The following is a 25,854-nucleotide window of genomic DNA, read 5'->3' as shown; positions in this document are numbered from 1 at the left end:
GAGTCCTTCCCTAGTGATCGCGGTCGAGCAGCGTGGCGGTCAACGCGGCCAGGCCGGCGCGGCCCGGGCCGTCGAGGTCGAGCACGTCGATCAGGTCCCAGGCGGCGGTGACCTGGCGGTCGGCTTCGGCGCGGGTCCAGTCGCGGCCACCCGCTTCCTCGACGAGCCCGGTCAGCTCGGCGACTTCGGCATCGGTGAGCGGTTCGGGCTTGGCGTAGAGCGAAGCGACGCGTTGGGAGCCGGTGGTCCCGGCGGTGAGCGCGGCGGCGACCGGTGCGCTCTTCTTGCGGGCCCGCAGGTCGGCACCGACGGGTTTGCCGGTGACCGCCGGATCGCCCCAGATGCCCAGCAGGTCGTCGGCGAGCTGGAAAGCCACCCCGAGGTGCGTGCCGAAGCGTTCGAACCGCACGGCCCATTCGGCCGGGGCGCCGGAGTGGGCGGCGCCGAGGCGGCAGGCGCAGCCGAGCAGCACCCCGGTTTTGCCGGTCATCATGGCCAGGCAGTCGTCCAGGGACACGCTGGGTTCGGTCTCGAACTTGAGGTCCAGTTCCTGGCCGCGGGCGAGCAGTCGCAGGGTCTTCGCCAGCACCGCCACCGAGCGCGCGGTGGCGGGGTGGCGCTGGGCGGCGAGCACCTCGAAGCCGAGCGCGATCAGTGCGTCACCGGCCAGGATCGCGGTGGCTTCGCCGAACCGCGCCCACACCGTCGGGCGGTGCCGTCGTTCGCGGTCGCCGTCCATGATGTCGTCGTGGATCAGGGAAGCGTTGTGCAGCAACTCGATCGCCGCGCCGGAGGGCACCACGTCGGCCGGTCGCGCCCCGGTGGCCAGTCCGCACAACAAGGCGAACGCCGGTCGCAGCAGCTTCCCGTCCACCCCGCCGGTCGGCTTGCCCGCGTCGTCGCACAGGCCCAGCTGGTAACCGCAGACCGTGGCCAGCTCCCCACCGAGCCGGTCGATCCACTCCGCCAGCACCGGCGGCAGCAGCCGCCGCGCCAGCACCACGCCCTGATTGACCCCGGGCGCGCTTTCGAACGCGGGGGCGCTCATGCCGCCCTCCGGTCGATGAGCGCGGTCTCCAGGTAACCGGCCGGGTTTTCCGTGTCGTGCGACGCTTCGCGGTACCGGCGGGTGCTCGCCGACCAGTCGAGGTTCCCGCGCATCCACGACCGCAGGCCCGCCAGGTAGGGCTCGACGCCCGGGTACCGCTTGCGCAGCAGCGGCTCGGCCGCGAGGTACTCGCGCAGCCGCCGGGTGATCAGCTCGGCGACCACGCCGATCGCGTCGGTCTGGCCGATCCCCCGCGCGTGCTGCACCACGGTGACCAGGTTGTGGTATTCACCGAGCGCGGTCTCCTTGTCCAGCGAATACAGGTCGTTCGTCCACCCGACCACATCACAGGCCGCGCGGACCGCCTCGGCGAACGGCTCATCGTCATACACCGCCGCCGCCACGTCGAAGTGCTCGACGATCTCGATCAGGTCGAAGCACACGTAGATCGCCCCGGTGTGCCGCCGCTTCTCCACGTAGTCCGCTTCGCCGGGGATGGTGCCGCTGACCCGGTTCGCCGACTCCCACCCGGCCGCCAGCCCACCGGCGACCACGTGCTCGACGAACCGCCGCCGCCACGCCGGGCTCGCCGACTCGGTCGTGCGCGCCCACAGATCCGCCAGCGACGTCACGATCGACGGCGCACCCGGATCGGCGCCCTTGCCCTCCAGCACCCCGAACAACGCGCCGAGGAACTCGTGCGTGCGCTCGGGGTCCCGGCCCAGCAGCCCGTCGTCGAGCTGGTCGTCGAGCAGGAACAGCCAGGCGAACCAGTCCGCGACCAGGCCGAGGTCGCGTTCGCTCGCGGTCGGATAGGTGATCGCGGCGAACCAGCCGAACGCCGCCCGGTCGAACCGCTCCCGCGCCGCCGCCCGCCCGACCAGCCCCTGGTCGGCCACCCACCGGTCCAGGTGCGCGGTCGCGGCGTCGGCGTGCGGGTTGCACTCCGGGGCGATGGCCTCGAACGCCGCCACCATCCGGGTGACCGGGCCGCTCATCGCCGCACCATCCGCACGTGCACGCCGCCCTTGGGGTGCAGCGTGATCAACGGCTCCGGCTGCACGTTCCCGCAGCCCGGCGGGATCACCACCTCGTACCGCTGCGCGATCATCGCCAGGATGATCACCAGCTCGGTCAGCGCGAAGTGCTTGCCGATGCAGATCCGCGGCCCGCTGCCGAACGGGATGTAGGCCTGCTTCGGCCGCTTCGCGATCTCGGCCGGGGTGAACCGGTCCGGGTCGAACACCTCCGGGTCCGGCCAGAACTCCGGATGCCGGTGCAGCGCGTAGATGTTGAGGTACAGGTCCGACTTCGCCGGGATGCGGTACCCGCCGATCACGTCCTCCTCGATCGAGGACCGCATGGTCTGCCACGCCGGCGTGTACAACCGCAGCGTCTCGTCCACGATCATCCTGGTGTACTTCAGGTTCAGCACGTCGTCGAAGGTCGGCGCCCGTCCATTGAGGACGGTGTCCACCTCGTCCAGCAGCCGCCGCTGCACCTCCGGGTGCTGCCCCACGGTGTGCATCAGCCACGACACCGAATTGCTCGTGGTCTCGTAACCGCCGATGATCAGGTTCAGCACCTCCCGGTGCAGCTGCTGCTCCGACAGCCCCGTCCCGGTCACGTCGTCCACGGCGTGGATCATCGCGTCGAGCAGGTCGTCGTGCTGCTCACCGCTGCGCACCCGGTCGGCGATGATGTCGGCGACGAACCCGTCCATCGTCCGGATGATCTCCGCCAGCCGCCGGTGCGACGGCGTCGGCCAGGTCAGCGGGATCAGCGGGAACCGGAAGAACGCGCAGGCGATCTGGTTGGCCTCGAAGAACATGTCCTCGATCGCCTTGCCCCGCGCACCCACCTTCGCCCCGAACAGCGACCGGAACACGATCCGCATCGCCAGCTGCCCCAGCTCGGTGCTCACGTTGACCACGTCCGACGGCCCGTACTGCCGGTCCCACCGGTCCAGCATCTGCCCGGTCTCGTCGGTCATGTTCAACGCGAACCCGGCCACCTGCGGCCGGTGGAACGACGGCTGCATCGTCCGCCGCTGGTGCCGCCACGGCTCCCCGCCGACGTTCCCGATCAACCCGCCCCGCAGGATCGGCGCGATCGCCCGGAACAGGAACGTGTCCTTGTTGTAGTTCTCGTGGTTGCGCACCAGCACGTGCTCGAAGTAGTCCGGGTGGTTCAACATCGCCATCTTGATCCCGAGCACCCGGATCTGCACGATGTCGCCGTACCGGCCGATCATCTCGTTCAGGAAACCGACCTGGTCCCGCCGCATCGCGAAGGTGCTGCGCAGTTCGTCGCGCAGCACCGGCCGCGGCACCGGAACGATCTCCGCACCGCGCGCCCGGCGGTCACCGATTGCCTGGTTCGTCATCTTCCCCAGCCCCTGCTCGGTCTCGTTTTCGGATACCGGGAACCATACTTATCCGGCCATGCCGGCAATCTCCGATCGTGCGCTTTGCTGTTTTTGATGTTGCTGCCCCACCACGCTTCGGCGATCGTGATCCCATTCCCGATTCCAGGAGGAAACCCATGAGTGTGAAACTGGCCGAACGCTGGGTCAACTCGTTCAACGAGCACGACGTGGCCGCCTACGTGGCCTGCTACGCCGAGAACGCGATCTTCGAGGACATGGCGCTGCACCGGACCTTCCGCGGCCGCGCCGAGCTGGCCGGCTTCTTCGAGCAATGGCGTGCGGCCAGCCCGGAAAGCCGCGTCGACCTGGACCGCGTCCTGCCGACGGAGTCCGGCCTGGTGATCACCTGGACCGGCCGCGGCGTGCTTTCCGGGCATTTCCCGCACCTGCCGCCGACCGCCGTGCGCGGCAGCCGCATCGAATTGCCCGCGATCAGCGTGCTCGACGTGGGCCCGGACGGACTAATCATTCATCACACCGACTACTACGACGCATTCACCTTGTTGCAGCAAATCGGCGTCTTCGCCGCGTGAATTCACCACAGAAATGCATTAGTGCACCCGGAGGTGGCGGCATGGATCTGGATCGACTGGGCCAGGACTTCCTCGACAACCCCTTTCCCGTGCTCGCCGAACTGCGCGAGCGGGAGCGGCTCCCGTGGGTGGTGCACCACGGGGTGGCGGGCTGGCTGGTCACCCGGTACGACGACCTGCGGGCGATGTACACCGAGCCGAGGCTGTCGGTGAACCCCGGCAACGCGCCCGCCCCGGTGCGGGCCGTGCCCTGGGTCGCGGCCGCCGAGGCGATGGGGCTCGGGCAGTGCCTCGCCGTGGTGGACCCGCCCGAGCACACGCGGCTCCGCGGGCTCGCGCAGGGCGCGTTCACCCCGCGGCAGGTGGAACGCCTGCGCCCGCTCGCGCGCGAGGTCGCCGAACGGCTGATCGGCGAGGCGGCCGCGCGCGGGCACGCCGACGTCATGACCGACGTCTCCCTGCCGCTGACCATCGAGATGATCATGCGGCTGATCGGCGTGCCAGTCACCGACAGCAAGGAGTTCGCCGAGCACACCTACCGCTTCCTCTCCAGCGACCCCGCCGAGGCGGAGCAGGTGCCCGGCGCGATCGCCTGGCTCTCGGCCTACACCGGTGAGCTGGTGGCCGCCAAGCAGGCCGAGCCGGGTGACGACCTGCTCAGCGCGTTCATCGCGGAGCACCGGGGCGCGGATCGGCTCGACGGCACGGAACTGGCCGCGATGACGCTGATGCTGCTGGTCGGCGGGTTCAACACGGTGTCCAGCCTGATCGCCGGCGGCCTGCTGACCCTGCTCGGCCACCCCGACCAGCTCGCCGTCCTGCGGGCCAAGCCCGAGCTGGTGCCCGGCGCGGTCGAGGAGATGCTGCGGTACGAGTCGACACTCGGTTCGAGCCTGCTGCGGTTCGCCACCGAGGACTTCACCATGGCCGGCACGGAGATCCGGCGGGGTGACGTGGTGATGGGGTCGGTGCTGGCGGCCAACCGGGACCCGCGGCGGTTCCCCGATCCCGATCGGTTCGACGTCCGCCGCGACGCCGGCGGGCACGTGGCCTTCGGGCGCGGCATCCACTACTGCCTCGGTGCGCCGCTGGCCAGATTGGAGGCACAGGTCGCGTTCGCCGTGCTGCTCGAACAATGCCGCGACATCCGTCTGGCCGTCCCCGCCGAGTCCTTGCACTGGCGGAGGCAGCCCACAGTGCGCGCGCTGCAGAGCCTGCCGGTTCTGTTGAGCCGAGCTGAATAGGTCGTTATACACCGGGCGTGGCGTGGCTGACGCGGTGCGCGAGCCGGCGGGTTTCGTCGATCAGCTCCGGTGGCCCGTCGATGCGGTACGGCACGCCGACCGCGGCCACCGCCACCGCCAGCCACGCCCAGTCGTCGGTGCCGGTGACGTACCGGCACTTCCCGTCGTCCACCGCGACCAGCGAGCCCGCTTCGGCACGCAGGTTCTCGGCCACCGCCTCCACCGGGGCGTCGAAGTGCACCACCGCTCCCCTGCCCCGGTCGGCGCCGAACGCGGTCATGCCGTCGGCGGGCAGTTCGCGCGGGCGGAACGTGGTGCCGGGCACGTGCACGCCGGTGATCCGGTCGAGCCGGAAGGTCCGCCACGCCGACCGGTCGCGGTCGAATCCCAGCAGGTACCAGCGGCGCCCCAGCAGCACCTGGCGGTACGGCTCGACGCGACGCCGTGAGCGGGCGCCGTCGCGGGCGGTGTAGTCGAACTCCGCGTGCTGCCGCGCCGTCGCCGCGGTCGCGAGGCCGGCGATGACCGTCGGATCCGCCGCGGAGGTCGGTCGCGAGGCGCCTTCCGTGGCCACCGAAACCGCCTCGGTGCGGTAGCGGAGGCGGTTCGGCAGCGCCTGCTCCAGCTTGCGCAGCGCGTCGTCGGCGCCAGGGTCACCGGTGGCCAGCGCGGCGAACCGGAGCCCCACCACGGCGGCCACGGCCTCGTCGTCGGTGAACATCAGCGGCGGCAGCGCCCGCCCGGCCACCAGCCGGTAGCTCCCGCCCGGCCCGCGGGCCGACCGCACCGGGTACCCCAGTTCGCGCAGCCGGTCGAGGTCGCGCCGCAGGGTGCGCGGCGAAGCGCCGAGGCGCTCGGCGAGTTCGGTGCCGGGCCAGTCGCGCCCACTTTGCAGCAGCGACAACAGTTCCAGCATCCGCTCACCCGGCCCGCTCACCCCGGGCAGCCTACAACTGGTACCGGGCCACGCGTTCCGGGTGGATCACCAGGCGCAGCAGGTCCATGGCCCGGATCCCGGCGAACTCCTCGGCGCGCGCCGGGTCGTCGAGATCCCAGTACCGCGCGGCCAGGCGGTCGGCCAGTTCGTGCGCGCCCTCGGCCTCCAGCGTGGTGCGGCCCGCGACGGACACCCAGCGCTCGCGCTCCCCGACTGGCGCGGCGACCACGATCGACGCGCGCGGGTCGCGGCCCAGCCGCCGCACCTTGAGCGCGTCCGGCTCGGTGAACAGCTGGATCGTGCCCTCGTCGGTGACCTCGAACCACACCGGCCGGGGCTGCGACGGCACCGGTCCCTCGGCCACGGTGAGGAACCCGTGCAGCGGGCGGCGGAGGAAGTCGAGGTCCTGGTCAGTCAGCGAAGTGGTGCTCATGGGACCGATCTAACCCGCTGGATTTGGACGTGCCCATAGGCGAGAAGCCGGATAGCCTGTGTGATCGTCTAACCTCGGGTACATGGACGTCTTCAGCGACCTGATCCGCGGCGTGCGAGCCCACGGCTCGCTGTTCGGCAGCTCGACCCTGATGCCGCCCTGGGCACTGCGCTTCGTCGACGGCGCGCCGCTGACCCTGTGCACCGTGGTCACCGGCGGGGGCTGGATCGTGCCCGAGCACGGCCCGGCCGAGCCGTTGCGCGCCCGCGAGACGATCATCGTGCGCGGGCCCGGCACGTTCACCTTCGTCGACGAGCCCGGCACCAGCGCCGAGCCGATCGAATGCGGCGAGGACTGCGCGACGCCCGAGCAGGGCGGCACGCGGTACCGCCTCGGCTGGCACGACGACGGTCCCGGCCCGACGACCCTGATCGTTGGCGCGTACCCCGTGCGCGGCGAGATCAGCCAGCGGCTCCTCGACGCGTTGCCCGTCGTGCTCCGGGTCGACGGCGGGGAGGGCGACGACCCGGTGCTGGACCACCTCGCCGCCGAGGTCGCCGTGGACGCGCCCGGTCAGCAGGCGGTGCTCGACCGGCTGCTGGACTGGCTCCTCGTCTGCACGCTGCGGTCCTGGTTCGACCGGCCCGGCGGCGAACCCCCGGCCTGGTGGGCCGCCCAGCGCGATCCGGTGGTCAGCCACGCGCTGCGCCTGCTGCACTCCGAGCCGGCCGCGCCGTGGACGGTGGCCACGCTCGCCGAACGGACCCGGGTCTCGCGGTCGACGCTGGCCAAGCGGTTCGCCGACCTGGTCGGTGAACCACCGCTGACCTACCTCACCCACTGGCGGATGACGCTGGCCGCGGACCTGCTCCTCGGCCGGGACAGCGCCACCATCGCCGACGTCGCCCGCACCGTCGGGTACGCCGACCCGTTCGGTTTCAGCGCAGCGTTCAAACGCGTCCGCGGCGCCAACCCCAGCGAGTTCCGCCGCACCGCCGATCGATAAGGAACGCTTACCGGGTCGTCAGAAAAAGCCACGTCTTCCACCTGATCGAAGAAATCAATTCGAGCCGGGAGCGCCCTGCTAGATTTTTCCGCCATGGCGAGAAGACGGTTTTTCCCGGTGCTGGCAATTTTCCTCCTGGGCGCCACAACTGTCCAAGTTCCCCCGGCCGCGGCGGCGCCGCAGGCGCCCGCCGAATCGCGTGATCTGAGCCGTGCGACATTCCCGGTCGACGGCCAGGAAATCGCCATTCCGAACAAATACGAGCCAAAAGAAAACACCCGGCGCGCGGCCGCGGCGACCCCCTCCCCCGGCACCGTCCGCCAATGGCTCGGCCTCGACGACTTCAAGGGCGGCATCTACCGCAAGGACTACACGCTGCGCGGGGTCGGCACCTCGATCGAGGTGTGGGTGGCCAACGACGTCGCCTTCCCGGCCGGCGACTGCCGCCAGGCCGACCCGTCGGTCACGCAACTCACCGATGCCCAGGTGAGCGCCCTGATCACCGAGTTCGACGGCAACATCCGGCCGAAGGAGGACGCGATCTTCAGCACGCCGCCCTCCCGGGACGGCACCAATGCCCTGCTGCAGCCGGACGCGAACGGCAACGGCGGCGACTACACCGGGGACGGCACCAAGACCGTGCTTCTGGTCGACAACATCCGCGACCTCAACTACTACGACCTCCAGGCGCTCCCGGCCGGTGGGGTCACCGGGTTCTTCTCCCGCCAGTACACCGAACTGCTCGACCGGAACGTGATCAGCGTGGACATCTTCGACTGGGCGCACCGCTCGGGCGCGAGTCCGCCGCACGAACCGACCGCCGACCCGTGCACCAGCCGTCCCGCGCGGACCCGGTTGTACGAAGCCAACATCGCCCACGAATGGCAGCACGCGCTCACCTACTACACCGATCCGTTCGAGGCGATCTGGCTCGAAGAAGGCATTTCCCTGTTCACCGAGGCGTACACCGGTTACGTGAACACGAAGGCGACGGTGTTCGAGCCCCGCGCCGATTTCCGCATCAACTGCTACCAGGGTTTCGGGAACGTGCAGACGCCGTACAACAACGTCCGGGATTGCGGCGGGCCGGAAAATTCCTTGAATCTCTGGGGCGAGGGCAAACCGCCGTCCGACATCGGTCACGCGTTCTCGTTCCTGATGTACCTGTACGACCATTACGGTGTCGACCTCATCTCGCGCATGCACCGCGACGGCACCGCGCAGGGGCTGCCCGCGGTGGGCGCGGCACTCGCCGCCGAGGGCGGGCCCGGGCTGTACCGGGTGCTCCACGACTTCCAGACCTCGACCCTGCTGGACAAGGTCGTCGGCGAGTCCCCGCACGGGTTCACGCTCGGGGTGCCGAAGCACCGGGTGACCACCGCGAGCCTGCGCTCCACGGTCAACTTCGGCAACGCCGACGTCAACGACAACCCCGGCGCGGCCCCGAACGGCGCGGACTACACCCTGCTGAAGAAGGCCGACGGCACCGTCCTCAGTGGACGTGACCTGCGGTCGCTGCAGTTCACCGGGGCCGCCGCCCTGCCGTCGATCCCGCTCCAGTGGACGGTGGTCACCGATGATCCCGACCGCCCCGGTGACCCGGTGCTCTGGTCCGGCAACGACTACAACCTCGATTCGGCCGCGGTCACGCCGGTGACCGTGCCCACCGCCGATCCGACGCTCCGCCTGCTCGCGAAGTACGGCGCCGAGTTCGGCTTCGACCACGCCTACGTCGTCGTCTCCACCGATGGCGGCAAGACCTATGCCGCCGTCGGCGGGGACAAGACCGTCGCCGCGCCGCTCGGCCCCGGCCTGAACGGCACGACGAACGGCTTCGAACCGCACTCGTTCGACCTGACGGCCTACGCGGGCCAGTCGGTCCTGCTCGGCTTCCGCTACATCAGCGACGGCGGGACCAACGAAGGCGGCCTGAAGGTCGACGACGTCACCCTCGGCGGCGCTCCCCTCAGTGATGGCTCCACTTTGGACGCCTTCGACTCCCCGACCGAAGCCGCGCCGATCGAGGTGCACAACTGGAACGTCCGCCTCATCGGCTACGACGAGCGGCGCGCGGTCGCCCTGCACGCCGAGTTCGACGGGCGGGACAGTTTCGGCTTGAACCGGTACCAGCTGCTGCCGTTCACGCTGTTCCCTCAGGTCGTCGCCATCATCTCGTACGACGAGCCGACGGAGCGGGTGCAGCAGTACGCGCCGTACACGCTGAAGGTCAACGGCGTCACCCAGCCAGGTGGTGCTTAACGGTTCGGCTCGTGGTAGCCGCCGAGCCAGCGGGTGCATTCGGCGGGTTCGACCAGCTTGTGCGAGCTGATGCTGTTCTCCCAGCTGCCCTGGTTGTCACCGTACGGGAGGAGGCTGTTCACCCACTGGCCGGGCCGCACGCAGAAGGTGCGGCCCTCCGGGTGCCCCTCGTTGTAGTTCGGGTAGTTGAAGAACTTGACGTGCTTCGCGGTGGTGTTGACCAGCGAGTTCACCTGGTTGTCGTAGTTCTTCACCTGACCTTCGCCGTCACCGTGGTCCCGGTCGCCGCCGCTGGTGTCCTTGGCGTCGTGCCCTCCCGCGCACTTGTCCTCGCCGTAGAGGTACAGGGCGCCCGCGCCGAGGTACTTGTCGGCCGTCTGGTGGCAGTTCAGCGAGCCGGTCGGGTTCGGGTCGATCACCCGGCCACCACCGCAGCCGTCGGCCTCGGCGCTCTGCCAGCAGGTGTGCGCGGCGTTCCGGACCTCGGTGAAGTTCGCCAGGAAGCTGTCGTGCACGGCCGGATCGTCGACCCGCAGCCAGGTTTCGTCGTTCACCCGCACCGACCGGTAGGTGAAGTTGTAGCTCCCGGTGAAGACCACCTTCTGCTTCGACTTCCCGGCGAACCCGCCATCGATCAGCAGGTTCTTCTCGTGCACGCCGTGCGGTTGCCCGCTGTAGAACTCCCGCACCTCCGGCCCGCCGGCCAGCAGGTCGCGCAACGGCCCGGCCGGCTCGTTCGAGATCACGTCGGCGACGACGTCCACCTCGCAGCCCTGGTTGTCCAGTTCGACCAGCCGCTGGGCGATCCTCGACCCCGGATCGCCGTCCTCGTCCCCGCTGATGTTCCACATCGCGGCACGCACCTTCGTGCCGTCCGCGCAGTCCACTTGGGACAGGATGTCCAGCGCGGTGCTCCCCTCCTGGCGCGGGGAGTGGTACACGGTGTACTTCCCGTACGTCTTGGGCAGTGCGGCGGTCCGGTAGTAGCCGGGGTCCGCCGGGTCCGTCCACTTGCCGCCCTCCACCCCGGAGAGGTCGTCGAAGTAGCGGGAGAAGTGCCCGTACAACGCCGAATCCGTCGCGGTGTAGCCGCTGTTCCACATGTCGGTGCCGGAGTTGCCCGGCACCTTGTTGTCCTCGAGGTTCGACGAGGTGAGGAACGAGACGTTGTCCACCCCGTGCGTCCGCGAGAACAACAGCAGCTTGTTGTGCATCTTCGCGTTGCCGAGGCAGGCGCGGTCCGCCTCGTCGGTCACCGGGCCCACGCCGTAGCAGTGGTTGACCCACGAGTCCTGGGAGAAGTCGCTCTTGATCTTGTCCCGCAGTTCACCGTAGACCGGCGCGTCATGGGAATCGACGGGCACCGCCCGGTCCACCACGACCTTCACCTTGACACCACGACCGTACGCCGCCAGCAGCGCGTTCTTGATGGCCTCGTGCGCGAAGTGATAGGACGCCACCCGGATCTCCGCGCCGGATTCCGTGCCGTCGACCAGGCAGACGATCTGGCGGTGGATCTTCTCGTCATCGCCCGGCCGGTGCGGCTGGTTGAACACCGCGCCCTCGGCCGCGCAACCGGCGGCCGGCGCGGCGGACGGCGCGCTGTCCGCCACACCGACCCCCAGCGCCACCGGCAGCGCCATCACCAATCCCGCGACCAAGCTCCGCTTTTTCATGGTCCCTCCCCTGAGAACGTCCGAATCCGGGACGGTGCCGGATCGTTCTTTCCCGGGGCTTGCTTCACGGTCTCATCGCAGCTCCGCCCGCCGCGCCACGGTCACCAGGTGGATGTACCGGTTCGACGCGGGGTGGTACATCAGCGTCAGGCTGAACCCGGAAATCACCACGGCCACGATGTCCAGCACGGCGTAGATGGTGCTGAACGGGCCGGGATCCGAGAACCCGAGCCAGCAGTACGGCAGCAGCGGGAACCAGGTCACCGCCAGCCCGATCGTGGACATGATCCGGCCCGCCTGCCGTCCCTTCGCGACGCCGAACGCGCCGAAGAGGTAGAAGAACAGGCCGATCACCGCCAGTTGCAGCCACAGGTAGCCGATGACCGGCACCCACACCACCGCCGCGCCGATCCCGAACCACCGGGCCACCGTCGCCTCCAGCGGCCGTCGCGCACGAATCTCCTCCACGCTGGGCATGCGTCCTCCTCGCCGTTCCACTCGGCGGGGATGGTGCACCAAGGCGCGGGGACCCCTCCCGGCGCTCGTCAGGCGAGTCTGGCCCGCGTTCGCGTCTTCTCCCGCCGCCGGATCGCCGCGGTCCGCGCCAGCGGGAGCACCTCGGCCGTGGGGTGCCGGTCGATCAACCGGCCCGGTGCCGCACGCTCGTCCGTGGCTTCGACGAGATCCTTGGCGTAGGCGAAAAGCAGCTCGTGCAGCCGGTATCGGCCCGGCGCCACCTCCTCGACGAGGTGCGCGCGCAGCAACGCGTCGAACAGCGACCTGGTGGCCCGGTACCCGGCTCCCGCCAGCGCATGCAGTTCCACCTCGCGGCTCCGACGCAGGCCGAACACCCGGAACAACCGGCGGGCCTCGGGCGGAAGACACCGGTACGACCACGAAAACACCGCGCGCAGACCGGTTTCCTCGTCACCACCGGCGTCGAGCACGTCCAGCGGGGCCGTGGTGAGCTCGGTGAGCAGATCGTCGAGGTCCCAGCCGGGCCGCGCGTTGATCGTCTCGGCCGCGAGGCGCAGGGCCAGCGGCAGCCGGGCGCAGCACTCGGTCAGCGCGGGAACCACTTCTTCGATCCGTGGCCCCACCAGTTCCCGGAGCAGTGCGACCGCCTCGTCGTGCGACAGGTGGCCAAGCCGGATCCGGTGCGCCCCTTCACGAGCGACCAACCCGGCCAGCGCGTCGCGGCTGGTCACCAGCACCGCGCAGGACGAACCACCGGGCAGCAACGGCCGGACCTGCTCCACCGTGCGCGCGTTGTCCAGCACGATGAGCAGGCGCCTGCCGTCGACGAGGGAGCGCAATCGCGCCGCGCGCTCGCTCACGTCGTCAGGAATCGCCGCGTTGTCCAAGCCGAGTTCGCGCAGGAAGGCGGCCAGCACGTCACCCGGCGGCACCGGTTCTTCCGGGCCATAACCGCGCAGGTCCACATACAACTGCCCGTCCGGGAACCGCTCCCGCGCGCGATGCGCCCATCGCACGGCCAGCGCGGTCTTGCCGACCCCGCCTTCGCCGACCACCGCCACGATCTCGCCCGGCTCCAGCTCGTCCAGTTCGGCGAGTTGGTCTTCCCGGCCGACGAACCCGCGCACATCGTGCGGAAGCTGGGCGGGTACAGCCACGACTCGCGCGGTCTCGATCGGCTCCCCGGTAAGGATCCGCCGTTCCAGTTGCCGCAGTTCCGGTCCCGGTTCCTGACCGAGTTCCTCGACCAGCACCGCCCTGGCCGTCCGGTACGCGGCCAGGGCACCCGCCTGCTGGCCACCGCGGTAGAGCGCGGTCATCAGCAGGCCGTGCAGCCGTTCCCGCAGCGGGTAGCGCGCGACCAGCTCGGTCAGCTCGGTGATCACCGCGGTGTGCCGGCCGGCGGCCAGTTCCGCGGTGTACAGCTCCTCCGTGGCGAGCAGGCGCTGCTCCCCCAGCCGCCGGGCTTCGTCGTGGAGCACCGGGACGTCGAGACCGCCGAACGGGGCACCGCGCCAGATCGCCAGCCCCTTGCGGATCAGCTCGGCCCCGCGCCCCGGATCGTGCGCGCTGGTCCGGATCCCGTCCTCGATCAGCGCCTCGAACCGCTCGGCGTCCAGTTCGCCCGGCAACACCGTGAGCAGGTAGCCCTCGGGTTCCGAGCGCAGCCGCCCCGGCTCGCCGAGCACCCCGCGCAACCGGTGGACGTGGGTGTGGAGGTTGCGCACGACGCGGTCGTCGCGCTGGTCACCCCACATCGCGTCGGTCAGCACGCTCGACGGCACCACCCGGTTCGCGTTGGCCAGCAGCACGCCGAGCAGGGTGCGCCGAAGCCGCCCCGTCGGCACGGCCTCCCGCAGGCGCACCGAGCCGAGCACCTCGAACTCCATCACCATGTCCCCCCAAACAGGTTTCCTGGCGACGGATCAAACAGCCACCGCGGCACGCACGCCACGGGTTTGCCTCACGGGGAAAACTTCACCCGAAGTACCGGCCGTCCAGCAGCCCCGCGCCGAGCGGGGTCAGGCTGTGCACCACCGACGCGCCGTCGCGCTCACTGCGCAGCAGTCCGGCTTCGCGGAGCACGGTGGCCTGCTTGCTCGCCGCGCTGACCGAGGTGCCGAGCAGCGCGGCCAGTTCGCTCGTGCTGCGCGGGACGTCCACCGCGCCCAGGCATTCCGCGCGGGTGCGGCCGAGCAGCTTGACCAGCTCCGGCGACACGCCGCGGTCCGGCGGTACCTCCCCCGCCGCGCGGTAGACCAGCACCGGCACCCGGTCGGGGTCCATCAGGGTGACCGGGCGGTCGGCGCAGAAGTAGGACGGCACCAGGGTGAGCCCGCGGCCCGACAGGTGCACCGTGCGGTCGACGGGGTAGCGCATCAGCAGTTCGCCGCCGTCCCAGCCGACCACGCCGGGCAGCCCGGCGAGCATGCCGCCGACGCCGGTGGTGAGCAGGGTGTCCGCGCGGCGGGCCCGGTCGGCCGACACCGCGGCGGCCAGATCGGGCCAGTGCGGTGCCACCAGCAGGTCGTGGGCCCGGCGCGTCGCCTCGGTCACCGCCTGCACCTGGTCGAGGCGCCCGGCGGCGAGGTCACCGGCCCAGTCCGGCGCCGGGCGGTCGGCGAACACCGCGGCGACGTCGGCCCGCAGCGCCGCGCGCGGGGTGCAGGCGAGGGCTTCGCAGCCGGTGGCCAGATCGGTGATCCGGTCGCCGGGGGTCAGGAAGTCCGGGAACGGGCCGCGCTGGGGCACCAGCGCGAACATCGTGCTCAGCCAGCGGCGGGCCCCCTCGACCTCGCGGACTCGTTTCCGCGCCCGCGCGCGCCAGGCGGCCAGCCGCGCGGTCGCCGGTCGCTCCCGCGCGCAGTGCAGGCTGAGCACCGTCTCCCACATCGGATCCGGCCCCGGCGCGATGCGGACCCGTTGCAGATCGGCGCGCTCGAACACGATGCGCAGCAGCACGCCCCCTCCCCCCTTGGTGCCCGGCTACTCCCGATAGCCCTCGATCAACTCGGCCGAAGGGGCGCTCACGGCGTCGACCAACCGGCCTTCACCCAGGAACACCACCACGTCGGCGGTGGCGGCCACCACCGGATCGGCGGTCGCCACCAGCACCGTACGCTCGTGGAGATCGACCAGCCTGCGCATCAGCCGAACCACCCGCTCATCGGAAGGCTCATCGGCCAGCACCACGCCCGGCCGGGAGGCCAGCGCGGCGGCCACGGCGGCGCGGTGACCCACCTCGGCGGAGACCTCACCGGGGTAGCTGTCGAGCGACCCGCCCAGGTCGAGCCAGCCCGCCAGCGCCTCGGTCCACGCGGTGTCCCCACCGCCGTTCAGCTGCTCGCGCAGCGTTCTCGCCGGATCGGGCCGGAGATCGCCGGTGAGCAGCGCCAGCGGGCGATCGCCCGGCTCGTACTCGGTCACTTCCCGGTCGTAGAGCCACACCGAGCCCGACTCGGGCCGCTCGATCCCGGCGGCGCAGGCGAGCACCGTGCTCTTGCCCGCGCCCGGACGGCCGAACAGGCTGGTGAAACTGCCCTCGGCCAGTCCGATCGTCACCCCGGCCAGCACCGGCCGGTCCCCGGTGCCCCAGGTGACGGCGTCCAGTTCGAGGGCGTAGTTCACGGTGGCGTCGGCCGCGCCGGCCGCCAGGTCGGAGGAATGCTCATACGACCTGGCTCCCGCCTGATGGATCATCGCTGTCCTTTCGGAGCCGAAGCCCACCGTAGCCGCATCGGCCCCACCACCCTATTCGATCAAGAACTCGCGAGTAAACCTCGATCGGGGTGACCGGCTGGCACCGGCGGCCGGGCACCCGGGTGATCGGCTTCCCGCGGGCCCGATCCGATTCCATCTCGACCTTATACCCGTACCGATAGCGCGTGACCAGAGTAAAACATCACCTATTAACCGGAAATCGCGAACCGTAACGAAGCTGAATTGTCCGGCGCCCCGCGGCGGCCTGGGGTACTGCCCGCTATACCCCCGAAGCTCCGGCCTGCTACCTGGTGCCGGTCTCCCGGCCACTCATAAAATGGCCTGGCGCCGCACTATCGGGGCACAAAGCGGGCGACGGTTCCCGCAAGACCGTCGCCGCCGGCCCGCGTGGACTCGCGACTCCCCCACGCCACGTCCACGTGGGCCGGGCCAGCGCATTTCGCGGATCCCTTAAGCACGTGGCCGCCACCTGCCCGGCGAATCTAGCGTAACCGCACGACCCGCCCTTCTTCGCCGAATACGAAAGCGGTCGCCATGCGGTTACCCGAACCCGGATTCCTGCTGCACCTCGCCGCGGCCGTGGCGGTCGTGCTGCTGTTCGCGCACCTGGCCCGCGCACTGGCGAAACTGCTGCGGCAACCACCCGTGATCGGCGAAATCCTCGCCGGACTGGTCACCGGGCCGGTGATCATCGCCATCGCCGGGCGGTCCGGCTTCGACGTCGTGCTGCCTGGCTCCGTCTCCGACGGCCTCCGCGTCGCGGGCCAGGCCGGTCTCGCGCTCTACCTCGTCGGCGTGGCGCACCACCTCCAGCTCGGGCGGTCCGGGCTGCCGAAACGCGCGGTCGGCTGGACCGTCGGCGGCGCCCTGCTGCCCCCGCTGCTGCTCGGCGCGGCCCTCGGCGGCTGGCTCCTGCTGGCGGGCGGACCGGAACTGCGCGGCGGGTCGTCACCGCTCGCGCTGGTCCTGATGATGGCGGTCGCCCTGTCCGTCACCGCGGTTCCCGTGCTGGCCAGGATCCTCACCGAGCACTCGCTCGCCGACACCCGGGCCGGACGGCTCTCCATGACCACCGCCGTGATCATCGACGGCATTTCGTGGCTGATGCTCGGCCTCGCCATCGGCGTTGCGGGCAACGGGCTGGCCGACGCCGGGATCGCCCTCGCCGTCCTGGCCGCCGGACTCGGCCTGGCCCTGCTGAGCCGGCGGCTGCTCGGGACCTGGACCCCGGCGCGCTTCCCCCGGACCACCGCGCTCTTCCTGGCCGGGATCGCCCTGGCCACCGCCACCACGCTGGAGCACTGGGGGCTCACCGGGGTGATCGGCGCGGTGCTCGTCGGCCTCGCCATCCCGGGCGGCGACGCCTGGGCCGCCATCGTGCACCGGGTCAGCCGGGTCGGGCGCGCGCTGGTGCCGGTGTTCTTCGTCGTGGCCGGGATCGACGTGTTCACCCGGTCCACGCCGGCGCTGCACGCGGAACTGATCGTCCCCGCCGTGGTGCTGGCCGTCGCGGGCAAGCTCGGCGGCGGACTGCTCGGCGCCCGACTGGGCGGGGAAAGCAAACCCGTCGCCACCACCGTCGGCGTCCTGCTCAACACCCGTGGCCTCACCGAACTCGTGGTGCTGCAAGCCGGGTACAGCGCGGGCATCCTCTCCCCGGCGGTGTTCCTCGCCCTGGTGGTGATGGCGCTGGTCACCACCGCCATGACCGGGCCGATGCTGCTCCTGGTGCGCCGCCGCGAACTCCTCGGCGCACCGGGCTCAGTCGCCGCCGGTGGTGTCGTCCAGTAGGTCCTCCGGGCGCACCAGCTCGTCCTCGATCGCCCGGGCCAGCAGATCCGACTTCGTGTGCGCGGACCGGCCCGCCTGGCTGTACTTCAGCCGGGCCCGCCGGATGAACATGTCCACCGTGTGCGGGGAAACCCGCATCCGCCTGGCCACCGCGGCCTTCGACTTCGACTGGAACCACAGCAGCAGCGCGGTCCGCTCCCGCTCCGAGAGCCGGGGGCGGTCGGCCGCGTCGTCGGCCACGAGCGCACCGGCCGTGGTCGGCGTGACGTAGGGCTCGTCGGTCGCCACCGCCAGCACCACGCCCAGCAGGTGCTCGCCGCCCTCGTTCTTCGCGACGAACTCCCTGGCACCGGAGGACAGCACGCGCAGCACGGTGTCCTGGTCGGTGAACTGCGAATAGACGATCACCTTGAGCCCGGCGCCGGTGAGCCTGCCGATGTTGTCGAACCGCGTCCGCCCGCCGAGGTTGAGGTCGAGCAGGGCGATGTCGGCGGCCGCCAGCGACTCCCGGTCCAGGTCCTCCGGCGAGTCGACCGCCGCCACCACCCGGACCCGGGGTTCCCGCGCCAGCCAGGCGCGGACACCCTCGATCACGACGGGGTGGTCGTCGACGACGACAACGCGGATGGGAGTGCCCAGCGCGCTTCGATCCACAGCTCGTCCTCCTCCCATTGCGCGGTGACGGTCAGTTTCCGGTGCTCCCGCGGCGGAATCGCGGTCGCCGGGTCGACGTCGGCCACCACGCTCAGGGTGATCGCGTCCGCATCGCCCAGCACGGTCACGCGGGCCCGCGTGCGCGCCGCGGTCAGCACTTCCAGCGGTGCCTCGGTGAGCAGCCGCCTGCTCTCCGGCGGGAGAACGGGCAGTGGCCCCGAAGTCAGGAATTCGACCGCCACCCCGCGCCGCTCGGCGATGTCCGCGCAGGCACGGAGTTCGTGCAGCAGCGGGTCGACGGTCTCGTCCGTTTCCGCCCACAGCCGCCGCATCCGCGCGGCGGAGAGCGCACACCGGTGCTGCACGGCGGGATCGGCCGGGTCGAGGCCGCCGTCGGCGAGGCCGCGCAGCAGCGGCTCGAACTCGGCGGCCAGGTAGGCGTACCGCGACCGGCGCCGCAGGTGGACCTGCCGCGCGGCGATGCTCGCCGCGAGCAGCCGCACCCGCTCGTCGTCGGCGTTCACCGCGCGCAGCGTGATCCGGCGCATCAGCCGGTCCATCAGCACCACGCACAGCTGGATGCCGGTGGTGGTACAGACCACGGTGAGGAAGCGCGCCGCGGCCACCCGGTCGAACTGGCCCGCCCCGGCCAGGAACGCCGCGGTCAGGCCGATGTTGCCGGCGAAGAACGCCGCGAGCGCCCACGACGGCCGTCGCAGCAGGAGCACCAGCCCGCACCAGCCGACCGTGCCCCACGACCAGCTCAGCGGCCCGATCACGTCACCGGGCAGGCTCGCCGCGGTGGTCAGGCCGCTGCACGCGAGCGCCACCACGGCGAGCGGACCGGCCAGGCGCGATCCCCGGCCACCGCGGAACAGCGAGGCCCCGCCGACCGCGGTGATCACCCCCAGCCCGCACCAGGAAACCAGCGGCAGCACCGGATTCCGGTAGGCGGGCAGATGCCCTGCCAGCTGGCCGAGGTTCACCCCGAAGTGCCAGCTCACCGCGACCGCGATCACCGACAGCTCGACGATCCGCCGGTAGCGGAAGACCGCCACCGGCGCGCGCGCCTCACCGGACATCGGGCCACCGCAACCGGACCACCGTGCCCGTTCCGCCGCCGGACCGTATTTCCGCGTGCCCGCCCGCCGCCCGCAGGCGCTCGACCACCGAGAGCCGGAGCCCGCGGCTCGCCGCCGGGACCGCGGCCGGATCGAAGCCGACGCCGGAATCCTCGATCTCCACCACGGTTCCCCGGCCCGGTCGCACGGACACGCGGGCCCGTGATTCCCCCGAATGCCGCGCGACGTTGGTCAGCGCTTCGGCGGTGGCGTCGGCGAACGCGGCCACCACGCCGGCGGGAAGGGTGATCGGCCGCACGTCGAGATCGACCCGGAGCTCGGGCAGACCGGGACGGGGAATCAGCCCGGCCGCACGCAGCGCGAGATCCAGCCGGGCTGTGTCGCCACTCTCCTCTTCGCGCACGGTCGGCCGCGTACGCAGTGCCGCCACCACATCGGCGTCGGCGTCGGCTCGCTCGCGCAGCGCGGGCGAACTGCTGGCGATCGCGCCGGTGGCCACCATGGTCAGCGTGGCCAAGCCGGTGTCGTGCAGGCGACGCTGGTTCGCCAGTTCGTCCGCGCGCACCGCCGCGTCCACGGTGGCGCGCACCCGGTGCGCCGACCGCTCCGCCCAGGCCAGATCGGCCGCGTCGCCCGCCTGGCGGAGCAGGTGCACCGCACCGGCCAGCAGCACACCCTGGCACCCCAGCACCACCAGCATGTCCGGGCTCGACGGCGCGCCCGCGCAGTACCCGGTGACCACCACCGCCGTCGCGGTCAGCCCGGCGACCGGGCGCAGGGCCAACTGCGCCACGAAAACCGAACTGCTGGCCACCATCACCACCCAGCCGGTGGCGCCACCGCCGGGCAGCGCGGCCGCGGGCAGCAACCAGGACTGCGCCCCGCAGAGCACCGCGACCAGTCCGACGTCCACGGCCGCCAGCCACGGCCGCAGCCCGCGGCGGCGGACCTGGTGCGCGAACACCGCCGCCCAGCACACCAGCAGTACCACCGCGGCGGCCACTGCGCGGGAATTCGCCGGTGGCGCAAAACCGGCCGGCGCGGCGACCAGCGCGCACCCCGCCGCGGACAATCGGAAAACCACCGCGACGCGCGCGCAGACCTGCCGCAACGCCCTTCTCGCCGGACGCGAAACCCCGCCCGTTCCCGGTTCCGCCACGTCCTGATCCGGACGCACCGCTCCCCCTTCACGGTTCGCCGATGAAACCCCCCAGCGCGCACCGGCCGCGATTTGTTCCCCGAACGCGTGTCGTGTGCGGGCGCCCGGCCAACGGTAGCGTTCTCCCCGGCCCGCGAAAACCTTTTCGCTGAGCAGATCACCGGCGAACGCACCCCGGCTTTCGGCCGTACCACGGGCCGTCGGCAACGGGTTAAGCTCGGTCCCGCCGGTGATCACCGCATCCGGCGAAAACCGCGTCATGGGCATCGGCTGGGGGAGCATGTTGCACATCCGGTTCACCGACGACGACCTGCTCAGAACCACGCTCGGGCCGGCCCCGGACCGGGTGCTGGAAACCGTGCTGGCACTGGACCTGTTCGCCGGCCGCGGCGGCGGCAGGCGGTTCGCCGCCTGGCGGGAGCGCACCGCGGCCGAACTGCCGATGCAGGCGCGTTCGCTGGTCAACCTCGCGCGGGTGCTCCGCCCGGTGCCGGACATGCTGGCGATGGCGCGGCGCGCCGATCCCGCGGAACCGCACCACCTCCGGCGCGCGCTCGACGAGTTCCACCGGATCGCCGTGGCGCCGTACCAGGACCAGGTCGTCGCGCGGGTGCAGGCCGATCACGAGATCCGGCTGCACACGCTGCTCACCAGCGGGCTCGACCACCTGCTGGGCACACTGGACCCGGGCGTGCACTGGCGGAACCCGGTGCTGGCGCTGCCCGCCCAGCGGCACCGGGAGATCCGGCTGGACGGGCGCGGGCTGCGCCTGTCCCCGGTGCACTTCCTGCGCGACCGACCGGCGCTCCTGCTGGAGCCGACCGCGGACCACCCGGCGACCCTGCTGCTCCGCACGGCCATCCCGGTGTACCCGCCGTTCACCAGACCCGATCGGAGCAGTGCGCGCACCGGGGCCCTGCGCGACCTGCTCGGTTCGCTGCCCGCCCGCCTCCTGCACGGGCTGGCCGCCCCGCGCACCACCGCGGAACTGGTCGAGCTCACCGGCATCCCGGCCGACCTCGCGCTGCGGAACCTGGCCGTGCTGCGCGCGTCCGGGCTGGTCGTCAGCCGCCGGGTGGACGGGGTGGCCAGGCACCTGCGTACCCCGCTCGGCACCGCCATGGTCGAGGGCACCGACCCGGGTCCGGCCGTCCGCCAGTACCACCGGTGATCATCCACCCCCGCTGCGTGACATTTCGCCGGAAGATCACCCACCGTTTCCGCGCGCGTACGAATTCGTGATACTCCACGTTTCACCGACTGCCAGAAAAAACGCCCTGCCGTCGTATTGACAACCCCTCGGAATTACCCGATCGTGCGCACCCCGAACGCCAGGAAGAGGTATAGCCAGCTGTACCCGCACAGGGATAGCCTGCCGTCTCGCACCCGGGCGAACGTGGTGATAGCTTCGGACCAAACTCGTTCCGGACATCTTAAATACCCCGGTGACGAGAACAGCTGTACACCGAATTGAACAACAGCGGAATCATCGAGAAATCCTCCCGGAATCTGAGAATCCCCGCTACTCGGTCTTCCATTGACTGATAGCATCGGCCGGCTCGCGTAAATGGCCGACGAAACCGGGAGCCACCCGCTACCCTGACTGGCCGGGGTTTCACCACGACAGTCGTCGATAGCGGTTCGCGGCCGCACTGGGGAAGGCTGCGGCGGACCGGCCGTTTGTCAGCCACGCACCACAACTCTTGGGGGATCGGCGGATGTATCACCTTCGTTTCACGGTGGAAGACCTGGCGCGCACCAGAATCGCGAGCACGGTCGACCCGGTGGCCGAGACGCTGTTCGCGGTCGAACTGCTCGCCCGCAACGGCGGCGGCGACGAGTTCGCCGCCTGGCGCGAGCGCACGCACGCCCGGCTGGGACAGCGGGGACGCTCTCTGGTGAACCTGGCCAGAGTGGTGCGCCCGGTGCCCGACCTGCTGGCCATGGTCGAGCACCCGGGCGCGTGCCCCGATCCGACCGGCAAACTGGCGAAAGCCAAGCGGCACAACGTGCTCAGCGCGATCCACGCGTTCCACAAGGTGGCCGTCGCGCCGTACTGGGCGCGGCTGCGCGCGCAGGTCGAGGCGGACACCGCCGCCCGCGGCCGGGTCATCCTCGGTGGTGGGATCGAGCGGTTCCTGGAGATCCTGCACCCGACCGTGCAGTGGTCGTGCCCGACGCTGTCCATTCCCAGCCCGCGTGACCAGGAGGTGGTGCTGGACGGGCGCGGCCTGGTGCTGGTGCCGTCGTTGTTCCTGGCCGACCGGCCCGGCGTGCTGATCGACACCGCCGGTGACGGCAGGCCGCCGACGCTGGCGTTCCCGGTGCCGATCGACCGCTCGGCGGCCGGTGGCCTGTGGGGCACCGCGACCGCCGCCGAATCCGCGCGGCCGCTGGGCGCGCTGGTGGGCCGCACCCGGGCGGCGATCATCCGCACGCTGACCGAGAGCTGCACCACCAGCGAACTCGCGCGGCGGATCAACATCTCCGCGGCCGCGGCGAGCCAGCACACCGCGGTGCTGCGCGAGGCGGGCCTGATCACCACCCACCGGCGACTCAACACCGCGCTGCACACACTCACCCCGCTCGGCCTGGCGCTGCTCAACGGCTTCGACGCACCGGACCTCTGTGAGGCACTGGGCAGCCCGCCCGCCGACAACCCGGTGGCCGTCGGAGTCTGACCCCGTCTCCGGCACCCCACCAGGCGGCCCACCATCGGAATCCGACCGGACCACCGTCGCCCAGCCAGCCGACCTGCCATCGGACTCGGACCGGCACCCAGCCAGGCGGCCCGCCATCGGGGTCCGGCCGGATCACCGGCGCCCGGCCAGGTGGCCAGCCATCGGACTCGGACTGGCACCCAGCCAGGCAGCCCGCCATCGGAATCCGACCGGATCACCGGCGCCCCGCCGGGCGGCCCGCCATCGGAGTCCGGCCGGATCACCAGGGTCCGCCCGCCATCAGGTCCGAGCGAGTCACCGGCGCCCGGTCAGGCGGCCCGCCACCTGGCCCACCGTCGGGGTGTCGATGGCGTCGACGAACCGGCCGCCTTCCAGGAAAAGCGCGACATCGGCCGCCGCCGCCACCGCGGGGTCGGCGGTGGTGACCAGCACCGTCCTGGTGTACCGGTCGACCAGCCGCCGGAGCAGGCGGATGGCGCCGCTCCGGTAGCCGGTGCCGACCCCGCGCGTCGGCTCGTCGACCAACAGCAGGCCCGGGCGGCGCAGCAGGGCCCGCGCCAGGCGCGCCCTGGCGTCGTGGTCCGACGCCGCGTCGCCCAGGCCGAGGCCGGTCACCACCTCCTCGTGCCACGCCCCGGCCGGACCGGCCGGGGTGCCCGGCTCCCCCGGCCCGCCCGGCACGGCCAGCTCCACCGCCGACCCGTCGCGCCACACCGTGCCCGAAGTCGGCGCGGACAACCCCGCCGCGCACCGCAGCAGGGTGCTCCGGCCCGACCCGGCGCGGCCGACGACCGCGGTGAAACTACCCCGTGCCACCCCGATGCTGATCCGGTCGAGCGCGGTGACCGGCCCGAAGTTCTTGCTCACGGTGTCCATTTCCAGCGCATACATGGCACCCCATTCGTTCCTCGGAAACATATCCGTCACGCAGTGGAACGGCACCAGTACCAGCCCCCTCATTCCGGGTACAGGCTGGGCTACCGCACGGGGATAGCCTCCCGCACTGTTCGCCGCCGACGCTGGTCAACCGGCTGGCGCGCATGGGAACCTGGAGTCCGCCGAACGGGCGCGGGACTTTAGCCGAGGCTTAAGCCCGTCGCTCGCCGATGCTGCCCGAAATAGGCTCTCGCGGTGAATTGACCTCCGAGGAAAAATGGAGTCACCGATGCCGAAGAGCATTGTCATCGTGGGCGGTGGTACCGCCGGCTGGATGACGGCCGCCTACTTGCGGGCCGCCTTCAAGGACCGGATCGACGTCACCCTGGTCGAATCGGGCAAGGTCGGCACGATCGGGGTCGGCGAAGCCACCTTCAGCGACATCCGGCACTTCTTCCAGTTCCTCGGGCTGGAGGAACGGGAGTGGATGCCCGCCTGCAACGCGACCTACAAACTGGCCGTGCGGTTCGAGAACTGGCGCAAACCCGGCCACCACTTCTACCACCCGTTCGAGCAGATGCCGACGGTGGACGGGTTCGCGCTGACCGACTGGTGGCTCCGCCTCCGGCCCGGCGCGCGGTTCGACCGCGACTGCTTCGTCATGGCCGCGCTCTGCGACGAGGAACGCAGCCCGCGCTTCCTCGACGGCAGCCTGATCGACCAGGAGTACGTCGAGGGCAGCGGCGTGGACGCGGTGCGCACCACCATGTCCGAGCACCAGGGCAAGACCCAGTTCCCCTACGCCTACCACTTCGAGGCGGCGCTGCTGGCCAAGTACCTGACCGGTTACGCCACCCGGCGCGGTGCCCGGCACCTCGTCGACGACGTGGTGGACGTGTCGCTGGACGAGCGCGGCTGGATCGACCACATCGTCACCAAGGACCACGGCCCGATCACCGGCGACCTGTTCATCGACTGCACCGGCTTCCGCGGGCTCCTGATCAACAAGGCACTCGGCGAGCCGTTCGAGTCCTACCAGGAGCACCTGCCCAACGACAGCGCGGTCGCCCTCCAGGTGCCGCTGGACATGGAGAAGCGCGGCATCCGCCCGTGCACCACGGCCACCGCGCAGGACTCCGGCTGGATCTGGACCATCCCGCTGCAGGGCCGCATCGGCACCGGTTACGTCTACGCCAAGGACTACTGCGACCCCGAGGAGGCCGAGCGCACGCTACGCGCCTTCGTCGGCCCGGCCGCCGAGGATGCGGAAGCCAACCACATCACCATGCGGATCGGCCGCACCCGCAACTCCTGGGTGCGCAACTGCGTGGCCGTCGGCCTGTCCAGCGGGTTCGTCGAGCCGCTGGAGTCCACCGGGATCTTCTTCATCCACCACGCGATCGAGCAGCTGGTCAAGTTCTTCCCCGGCGACAACTGGGATCCGCGCCTGCGCGACCTCTACAACTCCGCCATCCGCAACGTGATGGACGGCGTGCGCGAGTTCCTGGTGCTGCACTACCAGGCCGCCGCCAAGGCGGACACGCCGTACTGGAAGGACACCAAGACCCGCGCGGTGCCCGACCAGCTCGCCGAACGGCTGGAGCGGTGGCAGGCGAAGCTGCCCGACTCCGAGAACGTCTTCCCGAACTACCACGGCCTGCCGCCGTACTCCTACATGTGCATCCTGCTCGGCGGTGGCGCCATCCCCGTCCACCCCTCCCCCGCACTGGACCTGCTCGACGACACCGCGGCACGCAAGGAGTTCCAGCTGATCCGCGACAAGGCCACCAGCCTGGTGGACACCCTGCCCAGCCAGTACCAGTACTTCTCGCAGTTCCGCTGATCGTCCG

22 protein-coding genes are annotated in these 25,854 nt (G+C 71.1%); 8 read left to right on the top strand and 14 right to left on the bottom strand.

What is annotated here, in order from left to right; all coding sequences use genetic code 11:
* Window positions 1-10: 10 nt before the first annotated feature.
* The 3 genes from JYK18_RS33520 to JYK18_RS33510 are packed head-to-tail and all read right to left on the bottom strand — an operon-like array spanning window position 11 to window position 3,434.
* Entirely contained in the window at window positions 11-1,048 is a 1,038-nt protein-coding gene (locus JYK18_RS33520; protein WP_206807409.1) for a polyprenyl synthetase family protein, read from the bottom strand.
* A complete protein-coding gene (locus tag JYK18_RS33515; protein ID WP_206807408.1) occupies window positions 1,045-2,046 on the bottom strand; it encodes a terpene cyclase in 1,002 nt (333 codons plus the stop codon). Before JYK18_RS33515 ends, JYK18_RS33520 begins: the two co-directional genes overlap by 4 nt.
* Window positions 2,043-3,434, bottom strand: a complete 1,392-nt coding sequence (locus tag JYK18_RS33510) for a cytochrome P450 (protein WP_206807407.1) — start codon at window positions 3,432-3,434, stop codon at window positions 2,043-2,045. Before JYK18_RS33510 ends, JYK18_RS33515 begins: the two co-directional genes overlap by 4 nt.
* A gap of 158 nt (window positions 3,435-3,592) precedes the next feature.
* Here JYK18_RS33510 and JYK18_RS33505 point away from each other — a divergent pair, with 158 nt between their 5' ends.
* Window positions 3,593-4,009, top strand: coding sequence for a nuclear transport factor 2 family protein (locus JYK18_RS33505; RefSeq protein ID WP_206807406.1), 417 nt, complete (start codon window positions 3,593-3,595; stop codon window positions 4,007-4,009).
* Window positions 4,010-4,050: 41 nt separating this feature from the next.
* Window positions 4,051-5,253, top strand: a complete 1,203-nt coding sequence (locus JYK18_RS33500) for a cytochrome P450 (RefSeq protein WP_206807405.1) — start codon at window positions 4,051-4,053, stop codon at window positions 5,251-5,253.
* A gap of 4 nt (window positions 5,254-5,257) precedes the next feature.
* On the opposite strand, the gene JYK18_RS33495 is transcribed toward JYK18_RS33500, so the two are convergent.
* Both JYK18_RS33495 and JYK18_RS33490 read right to left on the bottom strand, forming a co-directional pair.
* Window positions 5,258-6,190, bottom strand: a complete 933-nt coding sequence (locus JYK18_RS33495) for a transcriptional regulator (RefSeq protein WP_307796175.1) — start codon at window positions 6,188-6,190, stop codon at window positions 5,258-5,260.
* 10 nt (window positions 6,191-6,200) lie between these two features.
* A complete protein-coding gene (locus JYK18_RS33490) occupies window positions 6,201-6,623 on the bottom strand; it encodes a pyridoxamine 5'-phosphate oxidase family protein (protein WP_206807404.1) in 423 nt (140 codons plus the stop codon).
* Window positions 6,624-6,705: 82 nt separating this feature from the next.
* Here JYK18_RS33490 and JYK18_RS33485 point away from each other — a divergent pair, with 82 nt between their 5' ends.
* Both JYK18_RS33485 and JYK18_RS33480 read left to right on the top strand, forming a co-directional pair.
* Window positions 6,706-7,629, top strand: coding sequence for an AraC family transcriptional regulator (locus JYK18_RS33485; RefSeq protein WP_206807403.1), 924 nt, complete (start codon window positions 6,706-6,708; stop codon window positions 7,627-7,629).
* 93 nt (window positions 7,630-7,722) lie between these two features.
* Window positions 7,723-9,888, top strand: coding sequence for a choice-of-anchor J domain-containing protein (locus JYK18_RS33480; RefSeq protein ID WP_206807402.1), 2,166 nt, complete (start codon window positions 7,723-7,725; stop codon window positions 9,886-9,888).
* Here the strand turns inward: JYK18_RS33480 and JYK18_RS33475 are convergent.
* The 5 genes from JYK18_RS33475 to JYK18_RS33455 form a co-directional block, all read right to left on the bottom strand.
* Window positions 9,885-11,564: a phospholipase D-like domain-containing protein gene (locus JYK18_RS33475; protein ID WP_206807401.1), complete on the bottom strand. Its 1,680-nt coding sequence runs from the start codon at window positions 11,562-11,564 to the stop codon at window positions 9,885-9,887. The genes JYK18_RS33480 and JYK18_RS33475 overlap by 4 nt on opposite strands.
* Window positions 11,565-11,636: 72 nt before the next feature.
* The gene (locus tag JYK18_RS33470) at window positions 11,637-12,041 is read right to left on the bottom strand and encodes a hypothetical protein (protein ID WP_206807400.1); all 405 of its coding nucleotides are present in this window, start codon (window positions 12,039-12,041) and stop codon (window positions 11,637-11,639) included.
* 68 nt (window positions 12,042-12,109) lie between these two features.
* The gene (locus JYK18_RS33465) at window positions 12,110-13,930 is read right to left on the bottom strand and encodes an AfsR/SARP family transcriptional regulator (RefSeq protein WP_206807399.1); all 1,821 of its coding nucleotides are present in this window, start codon (window positions 13,928-13,930) and stop codon (window positions 12,110-12,112) included.
* An 88-nt stretch (window positions 13,931-14,018) separates the two neighbouring features.
* The gene (locus JYK18_RS33460) at window positions 14,019-15,002 is read right to left on the bottom strand and encodes a helix-turn-helix transcriptional regulator (protein ID WP_206807398.1); all 984 of its coding nucleotides are present in this window, start codon (window positions 15,000-15,002) and stop codon (window positions 14,019-14,021) included.
* Window positions 15,003-15,026: 24 nt separating this feature from the next.
* Window positions 15,027-15,740, bottom strand: a complete 714-nt coding sequence (locus tag JYK18_RS33455) for an ATP-binding cassette domain-containing protein (protein WP_206807397.1) — start codon at window positions 15,738-15,740, stop codon at window positions 15,027-15,029.
* 555 nt (window positions 15,741-16,295) lie between these two features.
* On the opposite strand from JYK18_RS33455, the gene JYK18_RS33450 reads away from it, so the two are divergent.
* Complete coding sequence (locus tag JYK18_RS33450; RefSeq protein WP_206807396.1) at window positions 16,296-17,552, top strand: cation:proton antiporter; 1,257 nt, start codon at window positions 16,296-16,298, stop codon at window positions 17,550-17,552.
* Here JYK18_RS33450 and JYK18_RS33445 read toward each other — a convergent pair.
* From JYK18_RS33445 to JYK18_RS48105, 3 genes are read right to left on the bottom strand one after another with little or no spacing between them, the layout of a single operon-like run.
* Complete coding sequence (locus JYK18_RS33445; RefSeq protein WP_307796174.1) at window positions 17,523-18,146, bottom strand: LuxR C-terminal-related transcriptional regulator; 624 nt, start codon at window positions 18,144-18,146, stop codon at window positions 17,523-17,525. The two genes, JYK18_RS33450 and JYK18_RS33445, sit on opposite strands and share 30 nt — an antisense overlap.
* Window positions 18,143-19,288 (bottom strand): hypothetical protein, encoded by a 1,146-nt coding sequence (locus JYK18_RS33440; protein ID WP_206807394.1) that lies wholly within the window; start codon window positions 19,286-19,288, stop codon window positions 18,143-18,145. Before JYK18_RS33440 ends, JYK18_RS33445 begins: the two co-directional genes overlap by 4 nt.
* Window positions 19,278-20,465, bottom strand: coding sequence for a sensor histidine kinase (locus JYK18_RS48105; protein ID WP_206807393.1), 1,188 nt, complete (start codon window positions 20,463-20,465; stop codon window positions 19,278-19,280). Before JYK18_RS48105 ends, JYK18_RS33440 begins: the two co-directional genes overlap by 11 nt.
* Before the next feature lie 211 nt (window positions 20,466-20,676).
* Between JYK18_RS48105 and JYK18_RS33430 the strand changes: the two genes are divergently transcribed.
* Both JYK18_RS33430 and JYK18_RS33425 read left to right on the top strand, forming a co-directional pair.
* Window positions 20,677-21,618, top strand: a complete 942-nt coding sequence (locus JYK18_RS33430) for a hypothetical protein (RefSeq protein ID WP_206807392.1) — start codon at window positions 20,677-20,679, stop codon at window positions 21,616-21,618.
* Window positions 21,619-22,165: 547 nt separating this feature from the next.
* Window positions 22,166-23,128: a helix-turn-helix transcriptional regulator gene (locus JYK18_RS33425; protein WP_206807391.1), complete on the top strand. Its 963-nt coding sequence runs from the start codon at window positions 22,166-22,168 to the stop codon at window positions 23,126-23,128.
* A 294-nt stretch (window positions 23,129-23,422) separates the two neighbouring features.
* Here JYK18_RS33425 and JYK18_RS33420 read toward each other — a convergent pair whose 3' ends face one another.
* Complete coding sequence (locus JYK18_RS33420; protein WP_206807390.1) at window positions 23,423-24,004, bottom strand: ATP-binding cassette domain-containing protein; 582 nt, start codon at window positions 24,002-24,004, stop codon at window positions 23,423-23,425.
* Between the two features lie 289 nt (window positions 24,005-24,293).
* Here JYK18_RS33420 and JYK18_RS33415 point away from each other — a divergent pair, with 289 nt between their 5' ends.
* Window positions 24,294-25,847, top strand: a complete 1,554-nt coding sequence (locus tag JYK18_RS33415; RefSeq protein ID WP_206807389.1) for a tryptophan halogenase family protein — start codon at window positions 24,294-24,296, stop codon at window positions 25,845-25,847.
* Window positions 25,848-25,854 lie beyond the last annotated feature (7 nt).

Source organism: Amycolatopsis sp. 195334CR (genome assembly GCF_017309385.1).
GTDB lineage: Bacteria > Actinomycetota > Actinomycetes > Mycobacteriales > Pseudonocardiaceae > Amycolatopsis.
Note: the sequence above shows the minus strand (reverse complement) of the source record. Positions and strands in the feature narration are given on the sequence as shown.